Source organism: Leptospira montravelensis (assembly GCF_004770045.1).
Taxonomy (GTDB): Bacteria; Spirochaetota; Leptospiria; order Leptospirales; family Leptospiraceae; genus Leptospira_A; species Leptospira_A montravelensis.
In genome coordinates this window covers 860,499-878,188 of sequence record NZ_RQFO01000004.1, presented here as the reverse complement: position 1 = coordinate 878,188, position 17,690 = coordinate 860,499, and the positions used below count along the sequence as shown (strand labels likewise).

Genomic DNA, 17,690 nt, shown 5'->3' with positions numbered 1-17,690 from the left:
TGAAACAGAAGAAGAAGTTTGTCTGATTGGAAATTTATTTCATTCCTTCAAAGATTTCCATCGTTAAAATTTTACCATCACACGTCACATACTGGATATATGAAGAGTTTAAAATACATTCTTGGTCTCTATACATTTCTTTCCATTTTAGTTTTATCTACAGTCGTATCGGCTCTCATTTTGTATTTGAATTGGGGACTTCTATTGAAAGTTTACCGAGGAGAAATGGAAAACGCCGGCAAAAGTGCCGGAGCCGAACTTTCCAATTATTATAAATCACAACTCCGCATTGCAGGCATCCTTTCCAAACAAAGAGAAATCAAAGACTCTTTTCAATCAGGCAAATCTAAGTTTGCCACAGATCTGCTTGTGGGTATTATGCGCGAGTCAAATGGCGAATATGAAAATATATTTCTTTCTCCACCCGTTCAAAACGCCAAAATTTTTGCCGCAGGAATTCCTCGGTCCATTGGTTATCAATTAGAAGAATCTAAAACGGGAGACCATGTTGTCGTAGCGCTAAAAAAACAGTTTTTGATTGGATCTGTCCAAGAATCACCTATCACAGGTTTGCCGGTGAGTCTAGTATCTTATCCTATTGAAGAAAATGGGGAGCTAATTGGAATTCTTTGGATTGCATTAAACTTAGAACTAGTTTCAAAACGAATGGGAGAAGGAATCCACGTAGGAGCCAATGGATACATCACTGCCATTACCACAAAAGGTGTTGTATTTGCAGGTCCTGATAAATCCAAAATTTTAAAGTTAGATTTAAGTAAAATTCCCGAAGGCCGCCCCATTTTAGAGGCAAAAGACGGAGCCTATTTTGAATATACCGAAAATGGAAAGGACTTTGCTTTTCTCGTTAAACGATTAGAAGAATGGAATACCATCATTGGAGTCGTTCTTCCCAAATCCGATATGAATTCAGGATTCATCCAAGTGGCTATATTTGCCGTTGTGGTTGTTTTTTTGATTACAGCCCTTGTGGTGTTTGGAGTGTTTCGGTTTCTAAAAAAACGATTATTACCATTAGAAAACTCTGTTGTCATTTTAGATAAAATGGCCAAGGGAGATTTAACCGAGTCATTTCATTTTACCAATCAAGATGAGATTGGCAGAATGAACCTTGCCTTGGATGGCTTTGTGAAAAGCATAAGAAACTCTCTCGGAGAAATTCAATCTGTGGCCGAAGAGATTGCATCTTCGGCCGAAGGATTGCGGGATTCCTCTTCTAGTTTTTCAGATATGGCTCAAGGTACGGCCGCCTCAGCAGAAGAAATTTCAGCCACAACAGAAGAAGTGGCAGCCAGTATGGAGACAACAGCGGCTTCCACATCGAAACAACATAATAATATTATCGAATTCAATGAAAAGATTTTAGAACTATCTCAAGGTGCCATCCAAATCGAAAAGGATACAAAGGCAGCCCTCGCCAATACAGAAAACATTACCAAACAGGCCAAATTAGGTGGTGAGTCCCTAAACCAGATGAAGGAAGTGATTAATGTCATTTTGGAATCTTCCACAGAAATGAAAGAAGTGATTGGGATCATCGACGAAATTTCTGACCAGACCAGTTTACTGGCGCTGAATGCAGCCATTGAAGCGGCAAGGGCAGGGGAAGCAGGTCGTGGGTTTGCCATTGTGGCCGAAGAGATTTCCAAACTTTCCGACAAAACGGCTCATTCCATCCAAGCCATAGAGGATATGATCGGAAAAAATAGCAAAGAGTTGGAGGAGGGTGCTAAAGGAATTCGTTCTTCGCTGGAGCTACTCAACCTCATCATCCGGGATATTGCCGAAGTGGAAAATGTGATGAAACGACTTTCGGAAGCGACAAAGGCACAATTGAACTATAACCGAGAAGTAGATGAACGTTCCAATGAAGTAGGAAGGGAGTCAGAATCGATTCGTGGGGCCATTGAGGAACAAAAACGAGCCATAGAACAAATCTCACAGTCTGTGATTGGAATCAATAATGAAACCATGCACATTGCCACAGGATCGGACCAGGTGGCTTCCTCTTCACAAAAATTATCACATGCCGCAGAAACCTTGCGTACGATCACAAAGCGGTTTACCATCGCAAAAAACGAATGAATCGGTCGCTAGATGGGGCTTTCGTCAGTCTAAGCCTCCCGGAGAAGGTTCCTGCCGAGAAATAGAATAAAATAACGGTTGTTCGTTGGTTAGAGTCGATTAATTGAGACTCGGTTTCAATAAGAAAAGTTCATGAAAAATTTCTTATTATGTCTCTTTTCATGTTTTTTCGCATCCAAAACCCTTACATACTTGCTTTTTTTCTGATTTTACCTTTCCTTGTCAGAAGACAGTGTAAACGGATTCAGGAAATCTGCGAATGAATATAAAAATACTCAAGATCTCTGTGCCTATCGTTGCAATAGCAGCACTAGCATATTTGATTTTTTCACCTAGCCGTTATGTGGGCTATTCACCCGACCAGCCCATCCCCTTCAACCATAAGATACATGCTGGCGATAACAAAATCGACTGTAAGTATTGCCATACTGGTGTTGAAAATTCGGCCCATGCCACAGTTCCCCCAAGTTCCACTTGTATGAACTGTCATGGAGCAGGTAACGTAGCGGGCAACCAAGAACATGTTAAATGGCTAAAAGAACAATACGATAGCAATACGCCAGTATCCTGGATAAAGGTTCATGACCAACCAGACTTCGTATACTTTAACCATTCACGACACGTACAACGCGGTGTCGATTGTTCCACATGCCACGGTAACATGGCAGAGATGGTAAAGGTTAGACAGTCCAAGTCCCTCAATATGGGATTTTGTGTCGATTGCCATAGAGAGAACAATGCCCCTAACGATTGTTCTACGTGCCACAGATAATCGGGAGACAAGTAATAATTTATGATGAAAGACGATAGTTTCCAAAAAGAAAAAAAATCGCTTTGGCAATCTTATGAACTTCGCGGAACTTCTCGCGAACGTGAATTGCAAAAGCAAGAGTTCTATAAATCTCCAGATCCCCTAATTGCAAAAATCAAAAAGGGTGATTTTGATAGAAAAACTTTTTTAAAGTTTATGGGTGCCTCGGTTGTGATGACAACTGTTGGTTGTATCCAAAAACCTGCTGAAAAAATTGTTCCTTATGTGAACCTCACCATTAAGAACCCAGACAATAACGAAGTAGAACAATATGACTTCGTAAAACATGGACACTCTTACCACTATGCTTCTGTTTGTGGTGGTTGTTCTGTTGGTTGTGGGATCTTAGTCAAAGCAAAAGACGGACGACCTTTGAAACTCGAAGGAAATCCTAACCATCCTATTTCGGAAGGTGCTCTTTGTGCTTCTGGACAAGCTTCTATTTTTGATCTTTATGATGCAGACCGTGCCAAAGAACCACAACAAGTGGTGAATGGAACTGCTAAGTCTAGCGACTGGTTTGTTTTAGACAAAGATGTAAAAGAGAAACTAAATGCCAACAAAGGGAAAACCATTGTTGTCTCAAAACCTCTTACTTCTCCTGCCACTTCCGAATTCATTTCTGAATTCTTAAAGTCAGTAGGTGGTGGAAAACACATCGAAGTAGCATTTGCTTCTTCGGATGATGCGATTACAATTGCTCAAGAAAAATCTTACGGAAAGGCAGTTTTACCAAACTACCATTTCGACAAAGCAAAAGTCATCCTTTCCATCGACAGTGATTTTTTAAACAATACAAACTACCACAATGATTTCTCTAAAAGAAGAGATTTACAAGACAAAGGTGTCAAATCCTTCAATGCTTTCATTGCGGCAGAAACTCATCCGTCTATGACGGGATCCAATGCGGACCAAAGAGTTCCATTAAAACCTGGTGACCAAAGAAAGTTTGCCCTTGTGATTGCAAAGGCTCTCTCTGATTTGGGAGTGGGCGGGTCTACTGGAGTTTCCGGAATCAATGTAGAATCTTCTGCAGCGGAACTGGGAATTTCTAAAGAAGTGGTTTTACGCACAGCGAAGGCTCTTGCTTCTGCTAAGGGTGAATCCCTTGTGATTGCTGGTGGTTCCAATGCTTTAACCGAAGACGCTGTTGATTTACAAATCGCAGTGAATATGTTAAACAGCATGCTCGGTAACGATGGAAAAACCATCGATGCAGGAAATCCTTTGAAAGACGGACGTTCTAATTATGCAGAGAATTTAAAAACTCTAGCAAAAGACTTAAAAGAAAGAAAGGCCGGTGTGGTCATTCTTTTCGGAGTGAACCCAGTTTACCAAGCGCCAAACGGAGATGAGTGGAAAAAACTCCTTCACGAAGCAGCACAAGTAGTTCAAGTTTCGGACCGTGTGGATGAAACAGCTCTTGCTTCTAACTGGCTTGCTCCTGTGTCTCACTTCCTTGAGTCTTGGGGGGATAATGAATCGGTAGCAGGAATTGTTTCCGTACAACAACCAACCATCCGACCAATTTTCCAATCCAAAGCGTTTGAAGACATGCTCATCACTTGGGCTGGTGGATCTCTTCTTGGTGCGAGTTCGTTATACGACTACCTCAAATCAAAATACTCCAAAAAAACAAATTGGGAAGACCTACTTAGAAAAGGTGTTTTAGTTTCTGGAAATCCAAAGGCTGACAAAGGCGGACGATCTTTCCGTGGAACGATTGCGCCACTTTCTCCTTCAAAAAAAGGTCTGACAGTTTCTCTTTACGAAAGCACCGCAGTTGGTTCTGGCGAAAGAGCAAACAACTCGCAACTCCAAGAACTTCCGGATCCAGTATCCAAAGTGACTTGGGACAATTATGTTGCGATCAGTCCACAATACTCTCGTTCGTCGGGAATCAAACTGAATGATGTAGTCACAGTCACTGTTGGCGGTAAATCATTTGAACTCCCAGCGCTCATCCAACCGGGACTCCATCCAGAAGCAGTGGGAATTGCTCTTGGTTACGGAAGAACAAATGTAGGTGAGATTGGAAACGGAGTAGGGAAAAATGCAAACATTCTTGCCACAGAAGTAAATGGAACACTTGTTTACTCTGGACTTTCCATCACTCTCTCTCCTACAGGAAAGAAATACAAACTCGCTACCACACAAGACCATCATATGATGAGCCCAGGTGTGATGATGGGTGTAGAGTGGAAAGAAAGACCTCTCATCATTTCCGCAAAACTCCAAGATTATGCAAAAAATCCTGGTGCAGGAATTCCTGAACCAGAGATTCCAAAAATCTTAATCGATGGAAAACTACAAAGAGCCCAAGGAGCGAACGCCCCTTCTGACCAACCAGGAAGCCAATTTGCATACCCAGGATACAAATGGGGAATGGCAGTGGATCTTACTTCTTGTTCTGGTTGTGGTGCTTGCGTAGTTGCTTGTAATATTGAAAACAACGTGCCAATGGTAGGACGTGACGAAGTGAGAATGGGTCGTGAGATGCATTGGCTTCGGATTGACCGTTACTACATTGGTGATCCTGAAAAACCAGAATCACTTGAAATTGCACACCAACCACTTATGTGCCAACATTGCGACAATGCTCCTTGTGAGACAGTATGTCCAGTAGCTGCGACTGTTCACAGTTCGGAAGGAACCAATGATATGGTTTACAATCGTTGTGTGGGAACTCGTTACTGCTCGAACAACTGCCCTTACAAAGTGCGTCGTTTTAACTGGTTAGAACATTGGAATGAACACAACCTTCTTGGCGAAGCAACACCTACTTTTAAGGCACGCCCACCAAGAAACCTGGGCCTTAACCCAGATGTAACCGTTCGTTCTCGTGGGGTTATGGAAAAATGTAACTTCTGTGCTTCTCGAGTTGCTGAGAAAAAAATCGCAGCGAAAAACGAAGGAAGAACATTACGTGATGGAGAAGTGAAAGCAGCATGTGAACAAACATGTTCTTCCAATTCCATTGTGTTCGGTAACGTAAATGATCCTGAATCAAAAGTAGCGAAGCTCTTGAAAGACCCTAGGTCTTACAAACTTCTGGAATACCTAAACATCGGACCGGCCGTCAGCTATATGACTCGCGTTCGTAACGAAGTTTAACAGGGAGAACACAAAGGGAATGTCATTAACACAAGCAGTTAGAGATAAATTAGACATCCCCGACCTGGTAACAGGCGGGAAGTCGCTTAAAGATGTAACCGTTGATATCGCAAAACCAAACGAAGATTTCCCTACCAAACTTTGGTGGAATACTTTTCTTTTGGTTCTTACGATCACCCTGATCGACGTTGCCATCATCGGATATTTGTTTTATGAAGGTCTTTACTTACTCGGGATCAATAACCCGGTAGGTTGGGGATTTTTCGTAGTTAACTTCGTATTCTGGATCGGTATTGGTCACGCAGGAACTTTGATTTCTGCGGTTCTATTTCTCTTCCGTCAAGGTTGGAGAACAGGGATTAACCGCGCTGCAGAAGCGATGACTATCTTTGCCGTACTGGTTGCGGCATCGAACCTCATCCTTCACGTAGGTCGTCCTTGGCTCGGATTTTGGTTGTTTCCTTATCCAAACGAAAGAGGTCCACTTTGGGTGAACTTCCGTTCCCCACTGATTTGGGATACGTTTGCGGTATCAACTTACCTTTCCATCTCGATGGTGTTCTGGTATTTAGGACTCATTCCTGACCTTGCAACTCTTCGTGACCGTGCCACAGAAACTTGGAGAAAGAACTTATACAACGTTCTTGCCTTTGGTTGGGTGGGATCGGCTAGAGCTTGGTCTCATTTGGAAATCGTTTCCATGATTTTGGCAGCTCTTTCCACTCCACTCGTTCTTTCGGTGCACACCATTGTATCCTTCGACTTCGCTGTTTCCATCCTTCCTGGTTGGCACACGACCATCTTTCCTCCATACTTCGTTGCCGGTGCGATTTTCTCCGGATTTGCGATGGTGGTAACACTGATGGTCATTGCTCGTGAAGTGTTTAACTTAAAGAACTACATCACGATGAAACACTTGGACAACATGAATAAAATCATGATGGTAACAGGTCTTATCGTTGGTCTTGCTTACGGAACAGAGTTTTTCATCGCTTGGTATTCTGGAAACGAATACGAAGTGTTTGCATTCTGGAACAGAGCCTTTGGTCCTTACGGTTGGGCATACTTCATTATGATTTCATGTAACGTATTGTCGCCGCAAGTATTCTGGTTCCGCAAACTTCGTTACAACATCCCCGTGATGTTTGTGGCTTCTCTTGTGGTAAACGTAGGTATGTGGTTCGAACGATTTGTGATCATGATGACACTAAACCGAGACTTTTTACCATCCAGCTGGGCTATGTATACACCGACACTTTTCGACTACGCAATGTTAATCGGAACTTTCGGTATCTTCTTTACTCTCTTCCTTCTCTGGTGTCGAATTATGCCAGTGATTGCGATTGCAGAAGTAAAAACAGTGATGCCACAGAAAGAAGGAGCACACCACTAGTATGTATCTTCCAAAATTAGAACAGTTTCACAAATACAAAGAAATGGATGAAGGAGTGCTCGGAATTTTCGAGACTCCGGAAGCTATCATACATGCGGCTGAAAAAGCCAATGAAAAAGACTACAAAGGATTTGATTGTATCCTTCCTTATCCTGTTCACGGGATCGACGAAGCAATGGGAACTCCAAGATCTGGACTTCCTTGGGTCACATTCTTTGCTGGTATCTTTGGTTGCACGATTGGGATTCTTTTTCAGTATCTCACTCACGCGTATGACTGGCCACTCAATATCTCTGGAAAATCTCTCAATGCATGGTTTGCTTATGTGCCAATCATCTTTGAATTAACTGTATTTTCTGCAGGGATTTACACTGTTGCTACACTATGTTTTTTAAGCGGTATTCCCAAAGCGACCCGTCGCATCCTTCACCCGGATTTGACATCACACAGGTTTGGACTTTGGATTCCAAAATCTGCTAAAGGTTATAACGAATCAGAAGTTGTTTCTTTCGTAAAAGGCCTTGGTGGATCGGAAGTAACCGTGGTAAAACCGGAGAACCAAAAATGAAACAAAACATCTTTAGAGTTTTAGCAATTGCGGGACTCCTTGTTCTCGTGAATTGCGATTACAAAACTCCCGTTTATGAATACTTTCCTAGTATGTATGATTCTCCTGCACGTGAGTCACAAGAAGCCGATTCTTTTGCATCCAACGGATCTGCTTCTCGGATTCCTCCGAAAGGCGCAATCCCTGTAGGATATTTTCCATACCCTTATGCAACAGAAGCAACACCTGATACTTTGCCAGGCGCAGACAAAGGATTAAAAAATCCAATCGCCAAAGCAAACTTAGGTGATTTAATGATTGGTGAAAAACGTTACCAAACCTATTGCACACCTTGCCACGGGGTAAGGGGTCTTGGGAATGGAACAGTAGTTGGACCTGCTCCTAGGTTCCAACAATCACCTCCTTCTGTTGTGTCTGATAAAATCAAAGGTTGGTCCGATGGACAAATCTATCATATCATCACTATGGGTCGTGGACTAATGGGAAGTTATGCTTACCAAATCGAACCAGAAGACAGATGGAAGCTCATTGCTTACATCCGAAAACTTCAAGAATACGAAGTTCAAAATAAAAAGGCGAACTAGGGGAAATTATGAGCTCTACAAAAGCAGCGAAACTAGACGAAAAATTACTGCAATTCAAACTGCCAGTTACTCTTCGTAATGCCCTCATTGCTATGATCGGAGTGGGAGTGGTGAGTTTTCTCATCGCTTTCCTTGGATTTGGTCATGAAACATCTCGTCATATGGACGAAGCTGGTCATTTCCATCATACAAATTTAGGTTACCATGTTTTACTCATTGGAACCTACTTTGTTGTGGGTCTTGCCATTACAGGTATCTTTTTTACAGCAATCCAACACTTAACTGGTTCTCATTGGTCTGTCACTGTTAGACGACTATTTGAAACTTACGGGCTTTTCACACCAATTGCAGGGCTTTTACTTGTGGGTGTGATTTTTGGAATGCATGACCTTTATGAATGGGCGGATGCAACAGTTCGTGAAAACGACCACCTCATCCACCACAAATCAGGTTACTTAAACCCAACTGCATTCATCATTCGATGTGTGCTTTTCATTGGGGTTTGGTCTGTATTTGCTTATATCTTTCATGGAAAATCAGTGGGTCAGGACAAAGATAAAGTTGTAGATACTACTAAAACTTTAGCAAAGATCTCAGGGGGATTTATTCTCTTCTTTGCTCTATCTTGGTGTTTTATGGCTTTCGATCTTCTCATGTCACTCACTCCGCATTGGTTCTCCACTATGTTTGGTGTGTATGCATTTGCAGGTGCTTTTCAAACCTCCCTTGCTTCTTACTTAATTGTAATCGCAATTTTGAAGAAAAACGGATATCTCGGGGAAGCAGTCAATGAAAACCATTACCATGACATTTCAAAATTCCTATTGGGTATGACAACTTTTTGGGCATATGTGGGATTTTCACAGTTCATGCTCATTTGGTATGCAAACATCCCGGAAGAAACATTCTTTTATGAAATGCGTATGACTGGTGGTTGGGGGTATGCTACTCTCGCACTTCCTTTTGTGAAGTTCGTGATTCCATTCCTTCTTCTTCTCAATCGCCCAAACAAAAGAGACATTGATTTCCTTTGGAAATTGGCAGCTTGGATTCTAGTCACTCAGTTCTTCGAACTTTTTTGGTTGGTATTCCCTGCAAACTTCGAAAACTTTTCTATTCTTCACTTTGTTTTAGCTTTCGGTGGAACAGTGGGTGTGGTAGGAATTTTCGGGTTCTTTATCTTCAAAAAGTTGGAAAAACACAGCTTAGTTCCGGTTGGAGACCCTCGATTAGATGAGTGCCTTCACCACCACCAATAGGAGAACGGAATTGAAAAACAAAATTGTATTACTCATGATCACTTGTGCAAGTTTCACAGCTTGTTCCAAAAATGCGGAAGTGACTTGGCATAAAAATTGTGATGCCAAAACTAACAAAGCAAGTTTGGATTTTACGGTTCCATTATATTCGGAAGCTGATTCTAACTCGAAAGTGGTGGAATTTGTTCCTGCAGGAACAGTAGTGAAAGTTTTTGAAGCTCGGAACCATAACGTTTGGGCTCCAAAGTATTTTGTAAAAGTGCAAACGGCAAAATTCGAAGGTTATATGAGTCCTCGTTGTTTTGTAGTAAACCAAGATCCAGAAGTCAGTGTTTGGAGATATTCCAAAGGCCTAGTAAAAGAGTACAATCCTTTTTACAGCCCAACGGACAAAGAACATTATCCTCGTGGATATGAGTATGGTAGCTTAAAAGATCTTCCTAAAGACAAGATTCCACTTTCTGACCTGACAAAAGGTTTGGAAGAAGTTCCTTACACAAACAAAAACATGTTAAAACAAAACTAAAAATTATACTAAGATTGGTTTGGTGGGAATAATTCCATTAACCTAACTTTTAAAAAAAAGACCCAAGGGAAACCAAGGGTCTTTTTTTTACCCACTTGACAAAGGTTATCTGTTAGTTTATCATTAGCTTCTAATAAAGGAAAGATGAATGAAACAAATATTAGATAAACTGACGATAGGAATTTTTAGCATATTTATTGTTATAAATTGTAGTACGGCAAAAATTAAGGATGCTAAACCCGATGTAAATGGTCCAAAATTGAACATTTATTTACTTGGATCCGATACAACTAACTATGTTGGAAAAAATAGAATTAATGATTCAAATTATGAATTTGCAAAAGTTGATATTGCCTTTCAAAATATAACAAACGAACCTTACACAATCGAATTTCCCTATATGTATAATGAGGCAAAAGGGAATAGTCCAGAAGCTGCCACCATAGTAGGCCTCAAGTTTTGTTGTCACATAGGTGAAGAATTAATACAAGATGTACGTTCTCTTGCATTACTCACGTCTATATACGAAACGACCATTGCCCCAGGTCAGATTGAAACTCGAAGATACTATTATTTGGTAAAAAAAGGAGAGTTTCCCAATGAATTAACTTTCTATAAGAAATTAAGAAAAGAAACGGATGGCAAAGACGGTTTAGAAAAAATTGGTGTGATCCCAGTTAAAAAGTAATCGGAACGAATTAAAAAAGACCCAAGGGAAACCAAGGGTCTTTTTTATGTCAGGATCAAAACCAAAAGAGTTCTTTTACTTTTGGATTTCGTAAACTTAGTGCTATCCAAAGAAGAATTCCCACATAAACAGGAAATAAAGTGTGAGTCCAAATGGGATTTCCCACACGCAAGTGGATGGCAACTGCACCGCCTAAATATCCGGTGAGTAAAAGTGCACCCAGGGTTGCCGTTTGCGGAATGGCATACATCACTGTGATCACAAGAAGAATGATTCCAATGGTCGCAGCGCTGGATCCAGGAAGGCCCAGTTCTTCCATACTTTTTAGTACTGGTTCAATTTTGGCTAATTTTCCGCCTGCATCAAAAAGTAAAAAAGCAATCACAAGTCCACTGAGGATCCGTCCCACCCAGAGGTAGGTTGGGGATTGGTTTATTTCGTTCATAACATCACCTGCTAAAAAATCGGTCTGGTCAGAAAAACATATCAAGTGATATGTTGTCAATAGAATTTAAATTCAATATAAATAGAACGAGAATCCACGGAAATGGAAGGGACTAGTGGGCAAATTGGTGTTCTCTTGGGAAGGTTGATTCCGTTTTATGAGAGAACAGGGAACGAGTGAGGAATGGGAAAACAAGAGGAAACTCGTAAACAGATTATTGAATCTGCATTTGTTCTGATTTATCAAAATGGATTTCAGGGTGTGGGGGTTCGTGAAATCGCACAAAAAGCAAACTTAACCATTGGTGCTTTCTTCTACCACTTCCCGACCAAAAATCATGTGGGTTATGCCATTATCGATGAGTTTCTATCCAAAGGAATTTTGGATCGTTGGATTGTTCCGCTAAAAACTTTTGAGAATCCTGTGGAAGGTATCATCCAAACTTTTAAAAAAACATTTGAAGAATGGCCAGATGAGTTTGTTTCGAGGGGTTGTCCCTTGAACAACTTGGGTCAAGAAATGTCCTCCATTGATCCTGAATTCCAAAAGAAAGCAAAAGATCTTTTGTCCCACTGGATCCAAAATACAAAAACTTACTTGGACATTGCCAAAAAGAAAAAGATTTTAAATGCAAAAACTGACACAATGAAACTGGCAGAGTTTATCGTCACTTTCCAAGAAGCAACCTTTGCTATGGGAAAAGTAATGAATGATAGAAAGGTTTATGATTCATTGTATCTTTCTTTTCGAGATCATTTACAAAGCCATTGCCATTGACATTCGAAATAAAACGGTTATACTCGCATTCATGGGTCAAAAACGTACCATTGCTACCTCCGCTTCCGAAGAACGATTAGAAAAACTATTAGAAGAAAGACTTAGCCCTGGCTCTAACCAAGAAATTATCGACAAACGAATTTGGGACCTCTTTGGAGAAACCTGGTGTGTGATGTTTACCGACCTTTCTGGTTTTTCTCGTGGTGTTGCCAAATTTGGAATCATTCACTTTTTACAAACCATCTATGAATCACAAAGAATCCTCATTCCTGTTTTGGATGAGTTTGATGGAATCCTGATGAAAGACGAAGGGGATAGCCTTATGGTACTTTTTCGTAATACCAATAAGGCAATCCAATGTGCCATCCAAATGCAAAAGGCATGCAAACGTTATAATGAGGGAAGGGTGGCAGAAGAACAAATTTTACTTTGTGTCGGACTTGGGTATGGCAAAATCCTAAAAATTGGAGATACCGATGTATTTGGTGCGGAAGTGAACGCAGCATCTAAATTAGGTGAAGATACTGCCAATGCTTGGGAGATTTTAGTCACCAATTCTGTGAAAGAAAATGCCGACGAAACCTCTGATTTTGATTTTGAACCCATTACAGAAATCCCGCCAGGTTCTGACGGGGCATTCCGATTGGTTTACACTTTAGAAGAACCCAAATGGGTTGTATTATAAATGTAGAAAAATGAACCTTAAAGAAGTATTCGAATTAGATATCTGGGTCGAAAAAAAAATCTAATTGGTTAGGAAACTTTATTCCATAAATTCATAAATCGAACGAATTTCACCAACAGATTCAATATAAGAATAGAGGTCTTGGAATTCCTTGGCCTGGCAAAGGGTTCCAGAATCTCCGATTAGAATCAAATGTGATTTAGCACGTGTTAATGCCACATTCAAACGTTTTGGATTTAATAAAAACCCAATCTCTCCGTCATTATTGGACCTGACTAAACTTAAAATCACAATTTCTGACTCTCTTCCTTGGAAGGAATCAATGGTTTGGGTAAACCATCTGCCCGACGATACGTTGATTAATTTTTCCACCTGTCCTCTGTAAGGTGAAATGACAGTTGTTTGTTCTTTGGGAATTCCTAACCGAAACAAAGTTTCTATCAGTTGGATTTCCGTATGATTAAAAAAACTTGGTTCTTCTCCTTCTGTTTCTTCCTCAGAATCACTTCCTGCCGTATCAATCCAAAGGATCGGTGAATTATTTCCAAATACATTTGAAATATCCAGATTGTTGTTCCATTTTGCATCAGGATGGGTTAAAATTTTGCTTTCATAATATGTTTTGTTGGGAAACCCAAGGATTTCCGGTTTCATTCGGAATTGTTTTTCTAAAAAGATCACCCGCTCTCCTGTATCAAAAGCAACTGCCTTTTCTAGAAAACTATGGAGAGATTCGTGGTCGGGATGAGAGAAACTAGCTCCAAGTTGTTTAGGATCTCCAAAGTAAAAAGTTTTTTTACCAACATATAAAGCAAGATAACATCCTGGATCTAAACTTTGTGTCGCTTCATCCACAAACACGTAATCAAAAACTCTACCTTTTTTAAATTCATTTCCAAATCCAGAAAACGTAGATACAATGAGTTCGGCATTATCTAATAACTTCATACGGATGTTTGATTCCGCCTCTCTGATCGTGGTAAGTAAAAACTTAGCTTCTTTTCTAAGGGCTTTTCTTTCTTCTTTTTCTTCTTTGCCAAAATTTCGTTTCCAAGAGTTAGCTTTTTTTTGAATGGCTTTTAGTTCTGTTTGCCAGTTGTGAATTTGTTTTTGGTCTGGGTGTTCTTGGATGAGGTGGTCGATATGATGGGGTAGGACTTCTTCTTTGATTTTGGTGGAGTTACCCAATCGGATCACACGTATTCCTTTTTTTAAAGCAAGTTCTACAATATAATCACAAGCGAAGTTTGTGGGACAAAGTGTTAACACTGACTCATTTTTTGCTTTGATGAATTCCACAGCTTGCATGAGTAAGGTAGTCTTTCCGGTTCCTGGTGGACCGAATATCATTCCATAATCTGCGATTTGAAAGATACGTTCGAGTGGAGGTGTTGTTAGTCCCGATTTTGGCGGAGTCGGTTTTTCTCCAAGACCAAATCCCAAAATCCAATTTAGCTTTTTATGGGATAGGCTATCTTTATCTTCTAAAACTTTGGCTATGATTTCGTTATATAGATCATATGTGGATTCTTGGAACCACTTGGAAATTTGAAATTCACTGTCTTCCCACTCGTAATCTCCTCGTATCTGGACTGTCAATTGGGTATCATTTGTTCTGTAAATATTTCCAAAAATGGATTCGGAATTTCCTTTTAAGAGGACAGGAATTCCAGGTTTTAACCATTCTTTGGCTTTTGTAGATGCTGAAATTTTGAATTCAGCCCTCCAAGTATTTCCCACTACAAATTTTAGATCTTCTAGTTCTGCGGCTTGAATGGCTTTCGATTGTTCCCCTTTTTCTAAAAACAAAGAACGTTCAAATTCACGTTCTTTTAATAAAATTGATTTTACGTTTAGAATTTCTTCTTCAAGTGAACCAAACTCTTGTTTTATGGTTCTTCCCATTCAATGTTCTCCAAGGTTGTAAAAAAACCATTTCTAAGTAGAGGCGCAAAATCGATAAAGTCAGTAGCTTTTAAGTATAAAGAATCTTCTATGGAATATGCTTGGATGAGATTGTTGGCAGCTTCCTCCAATTTCCCCAAGCGGCAATGGGCTCTTGCTAATATGATTAATGTCTCAGGATCAATTTCTTTACAAAATTGAATATGGGTTCTTATCGATATAAGTGCATTTTCTGGATCTTCTGCCTCCAAATAACACAAGGCAAGCAAATCATAATGAAGGAACTCTTCCGGTTCCACCATTTTCAAAGATTTTTTTAAGGAAGCAAGAGCCGAATTAAAATCACCTCGAGAAAAATAAAGTGATCCAAGTTCGGCCCAAATGTCTTTCCTATCAATCCCTCGGCCGTTACTTAAATGGTCTTGAGAAAGAGCTTTTTTTAATACCTCAATCGCTTCTTCAGATCTTTCCATATCTTTTAGCAGGGAGGCAAGAAGGAGGTAGTTTTCTAAATAGGATGGAAACTGTATTATACTTTTTTGGAGTAAAATTTTTGCTGATTTGAATTTCTTTAATTTGATCAGATAACGAGAATAAACGGTGATACTTAAGGGATGTGAGGGATAGTTTTGAATGATATCCTGAAATAGAGTTTCCGTTTCTCTAGGGTTACCAACTGCATACAAACACCAGGCCTTTTTGGCTTTGATTTTGATGAGGGCCGATTCGTTTTTTGTATGGGATTCACTCTGTGCATAAACATTAAATGCTCTCGTGAATTCCTTTTCCTCTTCCAGGATTTTTGCTTCGCGGATTAGGGAAAAAAAAGAGCTCATAGGACGTTTTTTTCTTCAGGAAATACTGGAATTGTCGATGGGTAGAATAGGGAGTAAAGATTGTAAAAGGAGGTCCTTTATGGTTCCATCTATACCTATAAACCCTGTCGTCAATTTGCCTAAGGAAATTTTCCAGGCACAAAACCAACTGTCAGAAAAACTCATGAAGTTGGCTGTGGAAGAAAAAGTAGGTCCTGCAGCAAAAAGCGAAAGGTTACTCGACATCTACTGTTAGTTAGTCTACTCGGGTTTCTGGATTAAAAACTGGTCGTTTTCGTTCCATAAACCCACCAATGGCAGAACGGAAGTCTTTGGAATCTAGCATACTTGCATTCCAAACAGCTACGTAGTCTAAACCTTCTTCAATGGTCTTTCCTATACCATGATTTAATACTTGTTTGACTCCTCGGATGACAATCGTCGGGTTTTCTGCGATTTCTTCGGCAGTTTTTAGTCCGGCTTGCAGTAGAGTGTCGAAGTCTTCGGTAACTTTTGTTACAAGTCCCATATGTAAAGCTTCCTCGGCACTAATGTCTTTTCCTGTCAGGGCAAGCTCTCTTGTGTGTGCATTTCCAATCAGATGGGGGAGCCTTTGCAGCGAACCCATATCAGCAACAATGGCAACTTTGGATTCCCTTAATGAGAATACCGCATCCTTTGCCGCGTAACGAATGTCACAAGCAGATACCAAATCAAGTCCCCCGCCAATACAATGTTTTTGAACAAGCGCTATGGATGGTTTTTTAGAATTATAAACCGCATTGATTCCTTTTTGCATTGTGAGAATGAGTTGGTAGAGTTTTTCCCTTCCATCCGCAAGTTCCCCTTGCACTACTGGTTTGAAGTCTTGGAAAAATTCTTCTAAATCAAGACCTGTGGAGAAAGATTTTCCTTTAGCAGCGATCACAAAACAATGAATTTGCGGGTCTGCATTGATTTGATCCACCATATCGGGAAGGTCTCGCCAGAAAGGCCAATTCATCGCATTTCTTTTTTCGGGACGATTGAGCCAAAGGATGGCGACGTTTTTTCTTTTTTCTATTTCAAAGAATGGAGAAGGGTTCATACTTTTGTTTCTTCCTTTAACCAAAGTTTTTTGGTAATCATAAGATAGACACCAAAGAGGATAAGAGCAATGGAGATATATTGGGACTGTGAAAATCCATGCCAATAGTAACCTGTGAGGAAAGTTGGGTTTCCATTTGCATCGGGTATGTTCACAAGAGTAGGAGGTTCTATAAAAGGAATCACCGCTTTATTCACACGTAAGAACTCAATGATGAGTCTTGCAAATCCGTGGATGATGAGAAACTGCGCACCAATACTCCATTTGCGAAAATTTTGGTATCTTGCCCAAAATTGGAAATAAGCAAAATATCCAAAAGCCATGATAGATTCCATCACAGGTGTGTTCCATACAGGAACCCCAGAAGGATGGGCACCGTGGAAATCAAAAACAAAAAATGGAATTCGTACATCAGTGGCAAAACCGTAACATCCGTCTCCACTGACAAAACAACCGAGTCTGCCAATCGCATAACCCATGCTAAGCGCCGGGATCACTGCATCATAATAAGCACCGACGTCTAGTTTGTGGTGGCGGAAGTAAAGAGTGATAAAAAGCCAACCAAACAGTAAACCTCCAAAGAAGACAAGCCCGCCGCCGCTAAAAAGAGAGGACCAAAGCCCAGGATGGCCAGGGAATCCGTTCCAATGGGTGAGCGGGTAAGAATACTTTCCGTCATAACCGGGAACATCAATAAACACCTGATCCCAAATTTCAAAGATAAAGAAAATTTTGGCACCGACTAAAGTGCCCAAAATCCCAAGAAAAATCAACCAATCCGAGTGGCTCGGATCCAATTTCTTTCGTTCTAGCTCCTTTGGCAGAAGGTAGGAACCAACAAGAAAGGCTAACATCATAAGGAGGCTGAAAGTGGACAAACCTTCCCAGCCAAAGGGATTCGGAATCGGAATTCGATCTAACATAGGGGAA

General features: G+C 40.5%; 17 protein-coding genes. 12 read left to right on the top strand and 5 right to left on the bottom strand.

Going from position 1 to position 17,690, the window contains the following annotated elements; translation table 11 throughout:
* The first annotated feature begins 99 nt into the window (after positions 1 to 99).
* The 9 genes from EHQ31_RS05025 to EHQ31_RS04985 all read left to right on the top strand — a co-directional run bounded on the left by EHQ31_RS05025 (position 100) and on the right by EHQ31_RS04985 (position 11,046).
* Positions 100 to 2,103, top strand: a complete 2,004-nt coding sequence (locus EHQ31_RS05025) for a methyl-accepting chemotaxis protein (RefSeq protein WP_135570137.1) — start codon at positions 100 to 102, stop codon at positions 2,101 to 2,103.
* Positions 2,104 to 2,362: 259 nt separating this feature from the next.
* Positions 2,363 to 2,875, top strand: a complete 513-nt coding sequence (locus EHQ31_RS05020) for a cytochrome c3 family protein (protein WP_135570135.1) — start codon at positions 2,363 to 2,365, stop codon at positions 2,873 to 2,875.
* Between the two features lie 24 nt (positions 2,876 to 2,899).
* The gene (locus EHQ31_RS05015) at positions 2,900 to 6,028 is read left to right on the top strand and encodes a TAT-variant-translocated molybdopterin oxidoreductase (protein ID WP_208652736.1); all 3,129 of its coding nucleotides are present in this window, start codon (positions 2,900 to 2,902) and stop codon (positions 6,026 to 6,028) included.
* Positions 6,029 to 6,047: 19 nt separating this feature from the next.
* Positions 6,048 to 7,421 (top strand): NrfD/PsrC family molybdoenzyme membrane anchor subunit, encoded by a 1,374-nt coding sequence (gene nrfD, locus EHQ31_RS05010; RefSeq protein ID WP_135570131.1) that lies wholly within the window; start codon positions 6,048 to 6,050, stop codon positions 7,419 to 7,421.
* Position 7,422: 1 nt separating this feature from the next.
* Entirely contained in the window at positions 7,423 to 7,989 is a 567-nt protein-coding gene (locus EHQ31_RS05005) for a DUF3341 domain-containing protein (protein WP_135570129.1), read from the top strand.
* The gene (locus tag EHQ31_RS05000) at positions 7,986 to 8,573 is read left to right on the top strand and encodes a c-type cytochrome (RefSeq protein ID WP_135570127.1); all 588 of its coding nucleotides are present in this window, start codon (positions 7,986 to 7,988) and stop codon (positions 8,571 to 8,573) included. Before EHQ31_RS05005 ends, EHQ31_RS05000 begins: the two co-directional genes overlap by 4 nt.
* A gap of 8 nt (positions 8,574 to 8,581) precedes the next feature.
* The gene (locus EHQ31_RS04995) at positions 8,582 to 9,832 is read left to right on the top strand and encodes a hypothetical protein (protein WP_135570125.1); all 1,251 of its coding nucleotides are present in this window, start codon (positions 8,582 to 8,584) and stop codon (positions 9,830 to 9,832) included.
* A gap of 10 nt (positions 9,833 to 9,842) precedes the next feature.
* Entirely contained in the window at positions 9,843 to 10,358 is a 516-nt protein-coding gene (locus EHQ31_RS04990; RefSeq protein WP_135570123.1) for an Lsa16 family lipoprotein adhesin, read from the top strand.
* A 148-nt stretch (positions 10,359 to 10,506) separates the two neighbouring features.
* Positions 10,507 to 11,046 carry a hypothetical protein gene (locus EHQ31_RS04985; RefSeq protein ID WP_135570121.1) on the top strand — a complete coding sequence of 180 codons (540 nt, stop codon included), beginning with the start codon at positions 10,507 to 10,509 and terminating at the stop codon, positions 11,044 to 11,046.
* A 55-nt stretch (positions 11,047 to 11,101) separates the two neighbouring features.
* On the opposite strand, the gene EHQ31_RS04980 is transcribed toward EHQ31_RS04985, so the two are convergent.
* Entirely contained in the window at positions 11,102 to 11,491 is a 390-nt protein-coding gene (locus EHQ31_RS04980; RefSeq protein WP_135570120.1) for a DoxX family protein, read from the bottom strand.
* Positions 11,492 to 11,674: 183 nt separating this feature from the next.
* Between EHQ31_RS04980 and EHQ31_RS04975 the strand changes: the two genes are divergently transcribed.
* Positions 11,675 to 12,268, top strand: a complete 594-nt coding sequence (locus tag EHQ31_RS04975; RefSeq protein ID WP_135570118.1) for a TetR/AcrR family transcriptional regulator — start codon at positions 11,675 to 11,677, stop codon at positions 12,266 to 12,268.
* Between the two features lie 31 nt (positions 12,269 to 12,299).
* Complete coding sequence (locus EHQ31_RS04970; protein WP_135570116.1) at positions 12,300 to 12,953, top strand: adenylate/guanylate cyclase domain-containing protein; 654 nt, start codon at positions 12,300 to 12,302, stop codon at positions 12,951 to 12,953.
* 78 nt (positions 12,954 to 13,031) lie between these two features.
* Here the strand turns inward: EHQ31_RS04970 and EHQ31_RS04965 are convergent, their stop codons facing one another.
* Both EHQ31_RS04965 and EHQ31_RS04960 read right to left on the bottom strand, forming a co-directional pair.
* A complete protein-coding gene (locus EHQ31_RS04965; protein WP_135570114.1) occupies positions 13,032 to 14,858 on the bottom strand; it encodes an AAA domain-containing protein in 1,827 nt (608 codons plus the stop codon).
* Positions 14,843 to 15,694 (bottom strand): tetratricopeptide repeat protein, encoded by an 852-nt coding sequence (locus tag EHQ31_RS04960; protein ID WP_135570112.1) that lies wholly within the window; start codon positions 15,692 to 15,694, stop codon positions 14,843 to 14,845. Before EHQ31_RS04960 ends, EHQ31_RS04965 begins: the two co-directional genes overlap by 16 nt.
* 79 nt (positions 15,695 to 15,773) lie before the next feature.
* Here EHQ31_RS04960 and EHQ31_RS18790 point away from each other — a divergent pair, with 79 nt between their 5' ends.
* Positions 15,774 to 15,929: a hypothetical protein gene (locus tag EHQ31_RS18790; RefSeq protein WP_167481632.1), complete on the top strand. Its 156-nt coding sequence runs from the start codon at positions 15,774 to 15,776 to the stop codon at positions 15,927 to 15,929.
* On the opposite strand, the gene EHQ31_RS04955 is transcribed toward EHQ31_RS18790, so the two are convergent.
* Entirely contained in the window at positions 15,930 to 16,760 is an 831-nt protein-coding gene (locus EHQ31_RS04955) for a crotonase/enoyl-CoA hydratase family protein (RefSeq protein WP_135570110.1), read from the bottom strand.
* On the bottom strand, positions 16,757 to 17,683 hold the full coding sequence (locus tag EHQ31_RS04950; RefSeq protein WP_135570108.1) for a prolipoprotein diacylglyceryl transferase: 927 nt from the start codon (positions 17,681 to 17,683) through the stop codon (positions 16,757 to 16,759). Before EHQ31_RS04950 ends, EHQ31_RS04955 begins: the two co-directional genes overlap by 4 nt.
* Positions 17,684 to 17,690 lie beyond the last annotated feature (7 nt).

Excerpts from the sequence above, each read along its gene's own strand:
- EHQ31_RS04985 (WP_135570121.1), top strand. The coding sequence starts at position 10,507 with ATGAAACAAATATTAGATAAACTGACGATAGGAATTTTTAGCATATTT.
- EHQ31_RS05015 (WP_208652736.1), top strand. The coding sequence starts at position 2,900 with ATGAAAGACGATAGTTTCCAAAAAGAAAAAAAATCGCTTTGGCAATCT.
- EHQ31_RS04995 (WP_135570125.1), top strand. The coding sequence starts at position 8,582 with ATGAGCTCTACAAAAGCAGCGAAACTAGACGAAAAATTACTGCAATTC.
- EHQ31_RS04980 (WP_135570120.1), bottom strand. The coding sequence starts at position 11,491 with ATGAACGAAATAAACCAATCCCCAACCTACCTCTGGGTGGGACGGATC.
- EHQ31_RS04955 (WP_135570110.1), bottom strand. The coding sequence starts at position 16,760 with ATGAACCCTTCTCCATTCTTTGAAATAGAAAAAAGAAAAAACGTCGCC.
- EHQ31_RS05020 (WP_135570135.1), top strand. The coding sequence starts at position 2,363 with ATGAATATAAAAATACTCAAGATCTCTGTGCCTATCGTTGCAATAGCA.
- EHQ31_RS04970 (WP_135570116.1), top strand. The coding sequence starts at position 12,300 with ATGGGTCAAAAACGTACCATTGCTACCTCCGCTTCCGAAGAACGATTA.
- EHQ31_RS04975 (WP_135570118.1), top strand. The coding sequence starts at position 11,675 with ATGGGAAAACAAGAGGAAACTCGTAAACAGATTATTGAATCTGCATTT.
- EHQ31_RS05005 (WP_135570129.1), top strand. The coding sequence starts at position 7,423 with ATGTATCTTCCAAAATTAGAACAGTTTCACAAATACAAAGAAATGGAT.
- nrfD (WP_135570131.1), top strand. The coding sequence starts at position 6,048 with ATGTCATTAACACAAGCAGTTAGAGATAAATTAGACATCCCCGACCTG.
- EHQ31_RS04965 (WP_135570114.1), bottom strand. The coding sequence starts at position 14,858 with ATGGGAAGAACCATAAAACAAGAGTTTGGTTCACTTGAAGAAGAAATT.
- EHQ31_RS04960 (WP_135570112.1), bottom strand. The coding sequence starts at position 15,694 with ATGAGCTCTTTTTTTTCCCTAATCCGCGAAGCAAAAATCCTGGAAGAG.
- EHQ31_RS04950 (WP_135570108.1), bottom strand. The coding sequence starts at position 17,683 with ATGTTAGATCGAATTCCGATTCCGAATCCCTTTGGCTGGGAAGGTTTG.
- EHQ31_RS05025 (WP_135570137.1), top strand. The coding sequence starts at position 100 with ATGAAGAGTTTAAAATACATTCTTGGTCTCTATACATTTCTTTCCATT.
- EHQ31_RS18790 (WP_167481632.1), top strand. The coding sequence starts at position 15,774 with ATGGTTCCATCTATACCTATAAACCCTGTCGTCAATTTGCCTAAGGAA.
- EHQ31_RS05000 (WP_135570127.1), top strand. The coding sequence starts at position 7,986 with ATGAAACAAAACATCTTTAGAGTTTTAGCAATTGCGGGACTCCTTGTT.